Genomic DNA, 14237 nt, shown 5'->3' with positions numbered 1-14237 from the left:
AGCTGTTGATTTTTCAATAAAAGCACCGGTTAAAAAAACTTGATTTGTTAACCGGTAAAAGTTTCAGGTACCTGTGAATGAATCAGGGTAAATATTATGATATATAATTATTGAAAAACGCGGACATAATCAATTGTAAATTCCTGTGGGAGTGCTGATATATCCACTCCTTTTTGGGCGCCCCAGGCACCGCCGAATGCAAAGTTTAAAATGAGGTAAAATGGCTGGTCAAACGGCCAAGCTTCCCATCCGGGCTCATTATTATGCACGGTGAAGACTTTCTTTTCATCAAGAAACCAGTCTATTTTTTCGGCAGACCACTCTACGGCATAAATATGAAATTCTTTATCAGGGCCGGGGCATTCTACGGAAGTTCCTCTCCCTGTATTTTTGGTATGGTTGTATTTTTCGGAATGCAGGTTGAAATATATTTTGTCCGGATCATATCCCACATGTTCCATGATATCTATTTCCCCGCTTTTCGGCCATCCCCCATAATGTCCGGTTGTCGGCATCATCCAGATGGCAGGCCAGCTGCCAAGACATGAAGGCAGTTTTGCACGGACTTCTATACGCCCGTATGTCCAGTCCCCTTTACCGCGGGATATCAGGCTTGCCGATGTGACCGGACGATTTTCACCATCGATCGTTACAGAGTCGTTACGGGCGGTAATGATCAGGTGTCCATTACGTTGAACGACATTTTCGGTGCGTCCTGCCGTATAATACTGTATTTCATTATTACGCACATACCCTTGTTCGTAACTCCATTTTTCAGGATCGGGGAGTCCTTCACCGTTGAATTCATCCTGCCATACCAAATGAGTATAGGTTGATGTCCTGTAAAAGTTACTAAAAGATAATCGGGAAAATGTGGATTGCGTATCGTCATAAAACTGCATCATTAACTTTTTGTCTGCCTCGTTGATGATGTATTTTGACGGGTGATTCAGATAGTCATTAACAGGGATGATCCGGAAAACAGATACTTTATTGTCAGGGAAACGGTGTACCCACAGGGGTTCATACCCATATGAACGAATACGTGTAATACTATCTTCTTTGGTGAGATTGACTTCAAAAGCGATGCCGCCATCCGAATATCTCCAGCGCTGATTGGATACAAAATTTCCTAAAGAATAGAGAACCGGAACAGAATCAGAATCCGTGGCTATTTTTCCGAAAGGCTGTACGACATGCGGATGGGAACCGATAATGAGGTCGCAACCGTTTTTGGCCAGAAAAGAAGCCAGTTTTCGTTGCTTCGCATTTTCAACGTTTTCATATTCTTCCCCCCAGTGAATACAGGTAATAATTAAGTCGGGTTGTAATTCACGGGCCCTGGATAGATCTGCCGCCATACGAACGGTATCTATGCGGTTAATGATATTGGGTTTTAGTACGGGAAATCCGTTGGTGCCGTATGTGTAATTCAGGATCGCCAGTTTGATATTATTCTGTTCTAGGATTAACGGGTATTCGTTTTTCCATGATACGGAGTCTTTGAATGTCCCGGTATGTATAATCCCAAGGCTGTCCAGTTCGTCAATGGTTCGTTCCAGTCCTTGTTTCCCACGGTCCAATGAATGATTATTGGCCAAGGTCATTACATTAAATCCAGCATCTTTTAAAGCAACGGCAAAAGAACTGTGTGATGAAAATCGCGGATATCCTTCATACGGTTCGCCGGCCAGTGTCACTTCAAAATTTGCTATGGCTATGTCGGCTGAAGAGATATAATCCCTGACATATTGTAAAGAAGGGAAATAGTTATAGGAACTGTCTCCACCATCATGCCATGCTCCTTTGAGTTGCATGCCATGTCCCATTACATCACCGACAAAAATTAATTTAAGACTGTCAACAACAGGGACTTCCAATACATCGACCTGGTGTATTTCTTCATCGGGAGTGAACTTTGCAGAGAACAATACAAAAAAAACCACTGCACAAGCCAGTATAATCAATAACTTCTTCATCCGGAAACAATCATCATTCGACCCCCCATACAATAATGCAACTTATTCTTATACAAAGATAAGAAAAAAAGCGAATAATATTGATAAAACCTGAAAGGTTCGATTGATTAAGTAATACCAAACCATAAATTTCATACAATCATCATTTTTTAAAGGTTACATGGGAACTCGCATGACTTTTATTATTATGAACTTAGACGATTTTATAGAAATTATACTTTGTTTCATATTTAAGTAAACGTAATCAATTTGATCAATATGACTTAAGAAAACAACAAATAGCACTGAGTGCTTAAATAACATGATTCATTGCTGAAAATACACTATATTTGTTCTTTTTTTGCGAGGTAGTTCTGAGAATTAAATCATTAATTATAGGATAATTAAAGTTTATTTGGTCGCCTCAGGATCCTTATTTACTAAAAATTGATTGTTATCATAAAAAGTACGCTGTATGCAAGTATCGTATCGATGGTTAAAGGAGTATATCCAAACCGACCTGAAACCTGAAGAAATATCTAAGATTTTGACCTCTATCGGTCTGGAAGTTGATTCATTGGATGAATGGTGTCCTGTTAAGGGCGGTCTTGAGGGTTTTGTGATCGGAGAGGTTTTGACTTGCGAAAAACATCCGAATGCCGACAAATTGAGTGTAACGACAGTAAACGTAGGTACCAGCTGTCCGCTTGGGATCGTGTGTGGGGCTCCTAATGTCGCTGCCGGGCAAAAAGTGGTGGTAGCAACTATAGGTACGACCATATATACAGATGAAGGGAATTTTGAAATCAAGAAATCAAAAATACGCGGGGTTGAATCCGAAGGGATGATCTGCGCTGAAGATGAAATGGGACTGGGACAATCGCATGACGGTATTATGGTGCTTGACGCCGCAGCTGTTCCCGGAACATTGGCTAAGGATTACTTTAAAATAGAAACCGACTATATTTTTGAGATCGGACTTACTCCCAACAGGATTGATGCGGCTTCCCATATTGGTGTGGCCCGTGATCTGGCTGCATATCTGGAAGTAAATGTTCCTGAATTTTCAAAAAAAGAGAGATATCAGATACCTTCAATTGATCACTTTTCAATAGATAATAAGCATCTTCCTGTCGAAATTGTGGTGGAAAATGCAGAAGCATGTCCCAGGTATTGCGGGTTGACTATCAGTGGTGTTCAGGTGGCTCCATCACCGGAATGGTTGCAGGTCCGCTTGCGTTCTATCGGTATTTCTCCCATCAATAATGTTGTGGATATCACTAATTTTGTACTTCATGAAATGTGCCAGCCGCTACATGCTTTCGATGCGGATAAGATCAAGGGAAACAAAGTAGTGGTAAAAACTTTGCCGGAAGGTACGCCTTTTGTTACGTTGGATGGAGTAAAACGGAAGTTGGCTGCGGATGACCTGATGATCTGTGATGCAGAAAAAGGAATGTGTATCGGTGGTGTATTCGGTGGACTGGATTCCGGTATTACGGACGGGACAGTGAATGTTTTCCTGGAAAGTGCATATTTCAATCCCAGGTTTATCAGGCGGACTGCCAAACGGCATGGATTGAACACAGATGCATCGTTCAGGTTTGAAAGGGGAATCGATCCCAATAATACCGTGTATGCTTTGAAACGGGCAGCTCTTCTTATCAGGGAGATAGCCGGAGGAAAAATCAGTTCCGATGTGGTGGATGTTTATCCCGATCCTATCGGTCCTTTCCCTGTTGAATTGAAATACAAACGGATCAACAGGCTGATAGGTCACGAAATAGCGCCGGATATCATAAAAAATATCATGGAAGCCCTGGATATCCCGATAGAAAGCCGGACAACGTACGGCATGGAAATTAAGGTACCTCCCTACCGTGTGGATGTTCAGCGGGAAGCGGATGTCGTGGAAGAAATCCTGCGTATTTACGGATACAATAATGTGGATTTCAGTGATGAACTGCATTCTACGCTTTCATACTCTCAAAAACCTGAACGGGAGAGGATCGTGAATATAACCGGTGATTTTCTGAGCAGCTGCGGATTTAATGAGATCATGTCCAATTCCCTGACGAAAATGTCTTATTATCAGGATTCGGAAATGTTTAAAGCAACACAATCTGTGACCATCCTCAACCCTTTAAGCCAGGATCTGGGATGTATGCGCCAGACATTGCTTTACGGCGGATTGGAAGCAATTATCTATAATTCCAACCGTAGAAATCCGGACCTGAAATTATATGAATTCGGTAATTGTTACTTTAAAGAACCGGCACATCCCGGCCAGCCATTGGCGGGCTACACCGAGCAGCATCACCTGGCTTTGTTTGTTACCGGAAATAAAATGGACGGGAACTGGAATACTCCGGTGCAGGCTTCCACTTTTTACACTTTGAAGGCATATGCTGAGAATATCTTTAAGCGTTTGGGAATTCACCTCTCTGCATTAAAGATGGATGAAATCGATTCCAATGAGATATTTTCAGAGGGACTTGTTTATTCAGAGAAATCGGATGTCGTTCTGGAAATGGGAGTTGTACATCAGAAGTTATTGAAACAATTCGATATAAAAACGCCGGTTTATTATGCGGATTTTCGTTGGGATACCGTATTACGGTTATTGAACGGCCTGAAGATAACCTATGTGGATCTTCCCCGTTTCCCGGAAGTGCGTCGTGATCTGTCTTTACTGGTAGATAAAAAGATTCGTTTTGCAGAAATACAGGATGTGGCCCGTCGTGCCGAGCGCAAATTGTTGAAAAACACCTCGCTCTTTGATGTATATGAAGGTGAAAAAATAGCAGAGGGAAAGAAATCGTATGCGGTGGCATTTACCTTACAGGATATGGAGCAGACCCTTACCGATAAACAGATCGATAAAGCCATGCAACGGATCGTCCAGGCGCTTGAAAAAGAAACAGGAGCCCAGGTACGTCAATAAGTTTGAAATTTAAAATACGCTGAAAATAATGAGTGATTCTACCCATTTACCGGTTGAAGAAACAAAGCAAAGCCTGAATTTTATCCAGGCGATCATCGAAGAAGACATCCGTTACGGAAAGGACGGAGGGAAGGTGCATACGCGTTTTCCGCCCGAACCGAACGGATATTTACATATCGGTCATGCTACGGCTATATGTCTTAATTTTGGCCTGGCCAAGCAATACAACGGAAAATGTAATCTTCGTTTTGACGATACCAATCCTACCAAAGAAGATGATGAATATATCGGATCGATACTGGAAGATGTTCAGTGGTTAGGTTTCCGGTGGGACGGAGAGGTGCTTTATGCTTCGGACTATTTCGGGCAATTGTATGACTGGGCAGAAAAAATGATCCTGGATGGGAAAGCCTATGTAGACGACCAGCCGGCAGAAGTGATCAGCGCTCAGCGGGGAACACCCACGGAGCCAGGAACCAACAGTCCTTACCGCGACAGGTCCCCGGAAGAAAACCTTGATCTTTTCAGGAAGATGCGGGTAGGGGAATTTGAAGCCGGAACAAGGGTGTTACGGGCTAAGATCGATATGTCTTCTCCCAATATGCTGTTGCGGGATCCGATCATGTACCGCATCATGTTTGTACCCCACTACCGGACCGGAACCCAATGGTGTATTTATCCGATGTATGACTTCACCCACGGACAGAGTGATTACCTGGAAGGAATTACCCATTCCATCTGTACACTTGAATTCGAGGTACATCGTCCTTTGTATAACTGGTTTCTTGATCAGTTGATCGATACGGAATACCGTCCCCGGCAGATCGAGTTCGCCCGCCGCAACCTGAGTTATACGGTGATGAGTAAAAGACGTTTACTGGAGCTTGTACAGAAAGGTATTGTGGCCGGATGGAATGATCCCCGTATGCCGACATTATCGGGATTACGCAGGGCCGGATATACACCCGAATCCATCCGGATGTTTGCAGAAAAAGTAGGTGTAGCACGCCGGGAAATTGTCGTGGATATTGCCCTGCTGGAATATTGTATCCGGGAACATCTGAACCGGATAGCTCCCCGGGTGATGGCCGTACTGGATCCGGTGAAAGTGGTCATTGACAACTATCCTGTCGGATATAGCGAAGAGGTGGAAATTGAAAATAATCCGGAGGATCTCTCTTCAGGTACGCGGATGGTTCCCTTCTCAGGGGAATTATATATTGAACGTGGTGATTTTATGGAAGATGCACCTAAAAAGTTCTTCCGGATGACGCCCGGCAATGAGGTCCGGCTGAAAGGGGCCTACATAGTGAAATGTGTCGGTTTGGATAAGGATGCGGATGGAAATATAACCGCCATCCATTGTACCTATGATCCTGAAACGCGTAGCGGGACAGGCACGGATGCCAACCGGAAGGTGAAAGGGACCCTGCACTGGGTTTCTGCCAAAGATGCCATCGACGCGGAAGTGCGGCTTTATGACCGGTTGTTCAGGGATGAAGATCCTGCCGGACATAAAGATATTGACTTCAAAGAATTCCTGAATGAAAATTCACTGGAAATAAGAAAAGGCTGCAAACTCGAACCGGGTCTGGCCGGCGCACAACCGGGAGATCGTTTCCAGTTCCAGCGTCTGGGTTATTTCTGTGTGGATAAGGATAGCACTGCCGGGGAATTGGTTTTTAACCGTACAGTGACGTTAAAAGATTCCTGGGCGAAACAGGGGAAATAATTACAGGTAAGTTTATCTGTATTTTGATAAAACCGGTTTAACTTAATCGGAAAGACTTTAACTGATTCTGTCTGAATGATAAATTCAGTTTATCTCTGACATTACATGCTGCCGTAAAAGGAGTACACCTTTAAAACAGGTTTTCTCTTCCTTTTGCCAGATTCAGATTTGATTATATTCCAAGTGGCATTACACACTGAATTTATGAATTCGGCGAAGACAAATGACCGTTTAACGTGCAATATACCACTCAACGGGGGAATAAATATCACATCATTATATTGTTTTAAAATAATAACCCTGAATATTATTCAATCGGTTCAAAAAAATGCGTAAATTTGTTGAAATATATTTAAATAACATTATTAACCAAACATTAACCAGCTATGAAAACTATCTTTATTGTTTTTGTTTTATCGATTACAACACTCTCATCCTTTGCCCAGACAACTCATACTTTTAATAACCAGAGTGTAATTGTGCGCAATCCCAATGTTTATCCCTGGGGAGTTAATATAAACTTTGATTATAGTGCAGGACGGTGGGGAAGGGAATTTAATATATCATACAATGGCACCGGAAACTTATTTTCATTTGGCGCTGTTGCTGATGGCCCGGTACTTGATTATGGCTATATCGGTGGTAATAATCAAACTGATGGAATCAATGCAAGTTACCCCTGGATGACTTTTAAGCCCAATGGTAATATAGGTATTGGTTCATTAGCTCCTAAAGCCAGACTTGAAATATTTAATACTCCTAACCAGGGACATCTTATACTTTCTGCGAATGATAATCAAAATGCGGAATTAACGCGGATAAATATTGATTTCCATGTTGCCGACCAGAATCATACAGTCGGACGTATTGCCTCCTATTATTCCAATTCTGCAAATGGTGGTTCGGGTGGGCTTAAATTTTTTATGCGTAAAGAAGGGAATCTGATCGAAACATTAAGTTTAAATTCAGCTGGGAATGAGGTAAAAGTGGACGTTATGGGTACACTGAGAGCAAATGAAATTATCGTTGAAAGCCTTGGAGCTGATTTTGTATTTGCCGATGATTACCATTTAAGACCTCTTAAAGAGTTAGAAGAATTTATTATTGAAAACAAACATTTACCGGAAGTTGCACCTGCGGAAAGCATGGCAAAGAACGGGATGGAGGTTGGTGAAATGCAGGTTATATTACTGCAGAAAATTGAAGAATTGACCCTATATATCATTGATTTAGAAAAGAAGTACACGAAACTTCAGGAAGATTTTGACAAACAGAACAGAGAAAAGTAAAAAAATGAATGTCATTTCTATTCGTAGAATTTACTTTGTATAAAACAGCAAGAGGCTGAATTCTAAGTTATTTCTTTTATTAAAATAAATTTGGAGATAACTTAGAATTCAGCCTCTTCAAAAAAACGTCTGATTGGTCTCTTTTGTATCAATATTGTATAATATACTCCAGATACCAGACTCGGCACATAAAATCCCATTTTTATAATCTTTTCTGCAACAAATGCATTTCCAGTCCGGAAAAAGCGATTTTACTAGCATGTGTAATAAATGTATACAAACTCGGGAAAATGATTGCTTTTCGAGGATCTTAAAGCCTAATAACAATGCATTTTTTAATTGTGTTGTTATTAGACTTTAAGCTAAATTATAAATTTAGTTTGACAAGGAATGTAATAATATCTTATACCTTCAACTTTTTTATTTACGGAACAGAAAAAGAGCCAAAATATTCTTCGAACTGCAATTTCATTTTTCTTTTTCTTAAAACATCCTGATTATGTTCCGAATCATAATGTATCAGCCAGTTATAATCCAATATGGGATTATCATTATAATCCCATTTTCCTATATATGCTCCGCTTTTTTTATCATATACGTCAAATAGTTCTTTTTCGTATTTATGGAAATATTTGAAAGCCCTTATATTTGCATCCTGTTCAACACGATTGTGACTATGCTTTTTTTCTTGACTAAACAGGCTTTGTAATCCCCGATTTGTCAAGTAATACCATCCTGTGGCCTGACTTTGTAAGTAATGCCCATACTCATGCTGAAAAAGACTATTTTTTGGATCAGCCTGGATTCCACGTTCACCGAAAATATAACTTCCGAAAGTGACCCCACCTCCTTCTTTCCATTTTCCATATGTTTCAATTACAGTTGCTCCACCATAATTGGTGACACTTTTTACTCCGTCGAATAAATTCTGGACCCCTGCTCCCGTGTAACCAATTGCCGTTTGTGGTGCCTGCCATGTAAACCGGGAAATAACTTCCCAGAATCTACCCCACCCATCTTTATTAGGATCACTTCTAAACTGACCCAAATCTATTTGCCATGCTTTATTGGTATTGGACCATGATGCTGTTGGGTCATAATTTTTCCAATCCCATTGAAATAAGCCTGTCGCAAAGAAATCGACGATCCCAGTAATAATTGTCCATAGAAAAAATTCTCCGCTCGGATCCGTATAAGCCAATGGATTATTCAGACAGTAACTATAGCGGTTAAAACTTTGTGTATTATCCGGCATCTGTACATAAGGGTCAATACTCAGGAAACGTCCTAAAACAGGATCGTACATGCGGGCATTCATATTGACCAGTCCGAACCCGTCTAAATGTTCATGTCCGGTAAAGCCCCGCATGGTGATATCACTTCCAGCTGTACGTGTACGTTTACCCCATGCATCGTAATGATAACGGGATGAGATGTTTTTCGAACCGTCGGACAATACCCTCAGGCTTCCCAGATGATCGGTGTGGGCATAATATAAAGAACGTGCTCCACCGGAGGTAACAGTTATTGCTACCAGGCCTTCGGGACTGTAAATATAATCGTATTCCTTAATGCTGTTTCCCGTAACTTCTTTTTCGTAATTACCGTTATAATACCGGGTGGTTTGTGGGGTCGTTACGCCGGCACTCTCATAAAAACGGCTGATGTTACGCTGTTTATCAGGCCCGTAAGCGAAGGTTATCCTTTGTCCGTCCATTGCTACTGATGATGTGCGGTTGAATGAGGTGTGCTCCAGTTCAAACATCCGTGGAGAATAACCTGTAGCCAGATTATTGATACCTGACACAGCATGATTATTACTTCCATACAGGTAAGTGCCTACATCATACTTGCTCTCGATACTGCCGTCGGGTTTATAGACGACACTCTGTGCGGCTGCGTTGTTCAGGCTTATCGAGTTTAAGCGTTTCAGGCCGTCATACCCGAAGTCTTCCTTGCGGAGGAGTGTTTTGTCATTGCGTTGCTGTAGATTGCCTGAAGAAACGGTGAAGTTGTATGCTATTTCGTCAACTTTGGATGCCCCGTTATTTAAGGAGATGTTTTGTAGCATCATATTGCTGTCATATTCCGTATTTCGTATCAATCCATTACCCAAGGTGCTTGATGTTACATTTCCCAAAGCATTTACCGTTCCGGCCTGCCATAACATAGTATTATTTGCGGCATCATACAAAGCACTTAGATATCCGTCGCCGGTGTAATGATGTGATAACCTGAATCCGGAAGGGGATTTCTTTTCCAGCGGTCGTCCGTATCGGTCGTATGAATATTCGGTAATATAATCCGTGCCGTCAATCTTTTCCATTATTTCTTTTGGCATGCTCAGATTATTGTACGTAATTTTACGTAACTCCGTATTTCCGGTTTTAATCTTCTCCAGTTGTCCCTTTCCATTTCCCGAAGATACATACTCATAAGTCAGGTTCATTTCCGGGATATTCTCCGATATCACCCTTCCGGCAGCATCATAAAGGAATGAGGTTTGTTGTCCTCGCGCATTGGTACGGTTCCGTAATTTTCCATAAGCATCAAAGACATAACGAAGCGTATCTCTGGTATTCGGATCTTTTAATGCGATGCGATTTCCCCGGTTATCATATCTGAAAGTGGTTGTCGATCCGTTTGTCGTTGCTGTTGCCGGCTTGCCGAGACTGTTATAGATATAACTGATGGTTCCTCCTCCGTCGGTGATGCTCTCTATCAGTCCTGCATTATTGAGTGTAGTGGTACGGAATGTATTATCGGGATAATTCACGGTTGTTGTATTACCACTATAAACATAACCGGTCGTTCCGGCTATGGATATTTCCGATCCAAGGCGTCCGTATACATCATAAATATATTCTGTGTATTTGCTATCCGGATTGCCATACCCGGGCAGGTAACTGCGATAAAGTTGCCCTTTACCGTTATATTCCTTTTTGGTATATATGTCGCCCGAAAAACCTTTTGTCCGTGATTTTATTTCCTGTCCGGTTGCATTGTACCATACTGACCGGGAAGGCGCTCCTTGCTCCGTACGGTCAATGCGGTAGACCTGGGAGCTACTGATATCCCATGCTCTGGCAAAACTGACCGTATTACCGGAAGGAAGCGTTTCTTTTATTATTTGTCCGAATCCGTCATATTCGTAACCTGATGTGAGGTTGTCGATTCTGGTGACCATTTTCACCCTTCCGAAAATATCATATTGTGTACCCGTAGTTCCCGATGCGTCGGTTATTCCGGTTTGACGCCCATACGCGTCATATTGGGATGTAACCGTCACTGTAGGGCAATTATTCGCATTGGTCGTTATGGTTTCCGGAAAACCGAATTTATTGAAACGGCTATATGTGGTGGTCACGGCAGCATTCGTTCCCGAATGTTCTACATTTGATAACACCCTTCCCTTATCATCATATTGTAAAGTTGTGGTTTCTGTATAAGTACCCTGAAGGCCGCTTCGTTTTATCTGGATGTTTTCGGGACGGTTTTTAAATATACTGCCTTTGGCAATCCACGAAATGGTGGTTTCAGTTTTCATATCTCCCCTGGTTTCTGTAATTTTATACGGATTTCCATGATCGACAGTAGCGGCTTTGTATTGATGTTCCGTCGTTACTGTTAAACCTGTCAGATGATCTGTAGTAACCTGTCGGGATACATAAGGGAAAAACCTTTTTGGAGCAACATATAAGTAATTATTGGTATAATCAACGGTTGAAATATCGGTGGTACCGGAATAATTTTTTACTTCCTGTTTTGTCGTATATACCATATAATAAAATGTATTATGATCGTAATGGGTAATGGTTTTTCGATTTTGTTGGTAATTAATTTGTTCTACTTGTCCAAAGCCTAAAAAACCTTTTCCCTGCCGGTGTATACGAGCATCCGTATAGTAGTATGATATATGATCATTGAATCCGCTATTATTCATAATGCTCATTGACTTGACCAGATAGAGAGGTACCTGCATACTGATGACCGGAAAGCTATGAGATTCTGTTGTTCTCGAATATACATCAGAGGATGTCATGGGAGTATATGTGAAGCTAATCCGCCTGTTCAGGCCATCGGTAATGGATTGGAGCAGTAAATTCTGTTTTTTATCGAGAGATTTCAATATTAATGCATCGATATACCTGGTGAAACATATTTCCGGGACACCATCTCCATTGAAATCCGAAAAATATAAATATTTCCAACTTGTCTCCATATTCATGTCGCTTGCCGTGATAAGATCGGAGCGAACGGTTTCGAACTGGAAGCCTTGACCATCAAACAATCCTATCCTCATAGGAAATCCATACCCGTTATTCCGGGAACAATGTATAATATCCGTCCTACCATCCCTGTTGAAGTCTGCAGCAAACCATTTACCTGTGATATTCAAATTTGGAAGCGACTTTTTCTCAAATGCAGTTCCTTTTGAAAACAGAATATAATATTCATTTGTACTGTATCTCTGAACAAGAATATCTGAATTCCCATCTCCGTTAAAATCGCCTACAAGAGGACTATAATCAAATGATGAAGTGTATTTCAAGTCAGTACCTGAGCATATCAATGTAAAGCTAGAGCCGTTCAGTTCATATACCCTGTATCCGGAATTATCAAGTACCAGCAGGTCTAATTTTCCGTTGCCATTAAAATCAATTATATTACGGTCATACGGGAGCTCATCATAATGTCTCTGTCCCCATGTAATTCCTCCGGTAGCAATCAAATTTCCGTTTTCATCATACAATCGTTGACTATCCTTTATTAAAATCTCGTATTTTCCGTTGCCATTGAAATCTCCTGCAATTTCTTCAATGTTGTTCGATGTATTACCAGTGTTGAATCCCTTATAATTATAAGTTAGTCGTTCTCCGTCAGAAAAATAATAATTATATCTGTATGTTCCATTAGGGGCTGCCGAAACCAATACAACGTCCATTTTACCGTCACCATTCATGTCGGCAAGAAATGCTCTCCTGAACCCTTCAGATAATGAGATAGAACTTTTTTTATAAAATTCAACTATCCCATAATAGGATGTAGCCAGGTACAATGATAACTTATCCTCAGTAGTATAACTGTTTTTTACTGGATATTCAATAAAATCCGTCTTCCCGTCACCATTGAAATCGCCAAAGAGAATATTGCTACCGCTGCTTTTGGCAGGATGAATCCAACCGTAATCTTCTTCTCCAGGGGTGACATCTCCTTCTCCCCAGTTCACCAATGTGGAATTAAATCTCACATTGTTTTGACCATATTCTTCAATTTCGGTCAATTTTGAATAAAATCCATCAAAAAAGTAGTTAAATTTATATTCCCTGAAATTGATATTTGTGGAAGTCGCCTTGATTCGTCTCAACAAGACGGTTTGCTTGGCCACATTTCCGGCAATGTAGGATGTCTCTTGATCAGTGCGCATTTCGTAGAAGAATTCTATCCGGTTGTAAGGCGATAATCCTGTATTTCCTGTATAGTCTATTTGTTTGAGGCGAAATTCGCCTGTACTATTGTTTTCGGTGTAGGAATAGGTCATATAATTTCCCGACGGATCGGTTACTTTTGCCAATAGCCAGCATAAAGGAACAGAAGAACCTGCAGCTTCTATGTACGAATCAGTAGTTGTACCGTATTCCAATAACCACCCATCCCTGGTTTTTACTTCAAAGTAAAGGGATGCACCAATTGTTTTACAGGCAATTTCGCTGAAACTTTCTATCTCGGTCCTGTATTGGGCGCCATTAGTTAGATTTGTTCCCGAAGCCAGCATTAAACGTTGTCCGTCCAACATCAGGTTATCGGTGTTATTGAGTTGTATTGCCTCTGTTTTGGCATCATGGTGATATGTTTTACCGGAACGGCTTATTACCGATACGCCGGCCAGGTTCCACCCATATCCCAACAACCCGTTGCTGTTCTGACTATTGTAAGCTAAGGATAGATTCGGTTGTACGCCTCCGGTTCCGGGAGGAATAGCAATGGGTATCTGATAAGTTGCAGCGCCTGTGGGAGTAACTCCGGCCACTCCCTGAGTGCTGCCTACGGCATATGAAGTGTTCAGTCCCCGTGCTTCAGAAGGAGGAGTTGACTGATAATCCGCAGAAATGACAATATGTTCATCAATAGCCGCACGCATTCTGTAACTACCTGTTGCCTTATAACGATATCCGTTCGAAAACTTGACATAATCACGGGCGATATGTTCTTTTGTGCTCCCGCTTTCATTTATTGACCGGGTAATACTTTGCTGTCCGGCTGCCCTTAAGGACAATAATAATAAAAGATATATAGATAAATATTTCATGGTA

Annotated in this window: 5 protein-coding genes; 3 read left to right on the top strand and 2 right to left on the bottom strand. The window is 41.4% G+C overall.

Annotation, left to right across the window (positions count from 1 at the left end):
- Positions 1-107: 107 nt before the first annotated feature.
- Entirely contained in the window at positions 108-1979 is a 1872-nt protein-coding gene (locus LBQ60_06280; GenBank protein ID MDR2037513.1) for a CapA family protein, read from the bottom strand.
- A gap of 454 nt (positions 1980-2433) precedes the next feature.
- Between LBQ60_06280 and pheT the strand changes: the two genes are divergently transcribed.
- The 3 genes from pheT to LBQ60_06265 all read left to right on the top strand — a co-directional run bounded on the left by pheT (position 2434) and on the right by LBQ60_06265 (position 7923).
- Complete coding sequence (gene pheT, locus LBQ60_06275; protein MDR2037512.1) at positions 2434-4902, top strand: phenylalanine--tRNA ligase subunit beta; 2469 nt, start codon at positions 2434-2436, stop codon at positions 4900-4902.
- Between the two features lie 28 nt (positions 4903-4930).
- Positions 4931-6634: a glutamine--tRNA ligase/YqeY domain fusion protein gene (locus tag LBQ60_06270; GenBank protein ID MDR2037511.1), complete on the top strand. Its 1704-nt coding sequence runs from the start codon at positions 4931-4933 to the stop codon at positions 6632-6634.
- Between the two features lie 386 nt (positions 6635-7020).
- The gene (locus LBQ60_06265; GenBank protein ID MDR2037510.1) at positions 7021-7923 is read left to right on the top strand and encodes a hypothetical protein; all 903 of its coding nucleotides are present in this window, start codon (positions 7021-7023) and stop codon (positions 7921-7923) included.
- 424 nt (positions 7924-8347) lie between these two features.
- Here LBQ60_06265 and LBQ60_06260 read toward each other — a convergent pair whose 3' ends face one another.
- Positions 8348-14233: an FG-GAP-like repeat-containing protein gene (locus LBQ60_06260; protein ID MDR2037509.1), complete on the bottom strand. Its 5886-nt coding sequence runs from the start codon at positions 14231-14233 to the stop codon at positions 8348-8350.
- Positions 14234-14237 lie beyond the last annotated feature (4 nt).

It is taken from the genome of Bacteroidales bacterium (genome assembly GCA_031275285.1).
Classification (GTDB): domain Bacteria; phylum Bacteroidota; class Bacteroidia; order Bacteroidales; family UBA4181; genus JAIRLS01.
Note: the sequence above shows the minus strand (reverse complement) of the source record. Positions and strands in the feature narration are given on the sequence as shown.

What these genes read in the sequence shown, in the direction of transcription:
- LBQ60_06265 (MDR2037510.1), top strand. Translation starts at nt 7,021, where the DNA reads ATGAAAACTATCTTTATTGTTTTTGTTTTATCGATTACAACACTCTCA.
- LBQ60_06260 (MDR2037509.1), bottom strand. Translation starts at nt 14,233, where the DNA reads ATGAAATATTTATCTATATATCTTTTATTATTATTGTCCTTAAGGGCA.
- LBQ60_06280 (MDR2037513.1), bottom strand. Translation starts at nt 1,979, where the DNA reads ATGAAGAAGTTATTGATTATACTGGCTTGTGCAGTGGTTTTTTTTGTA.
- LBQ60_06270 (MDR2037511.1), top strand. Translation starts at nt 4,931, where the DNA reads ATGAGTGATTCTACCCATTTACCGGTTGAAGAAACAAAGCAAAGCCTG.
- pheT (MDR2037512.1), top strand. Translation starts at nt 2,434, where the DNA reads ATGCAAGTATCGTATCGATGGTTAAAGGAGTATATCCAAACCGACCTG.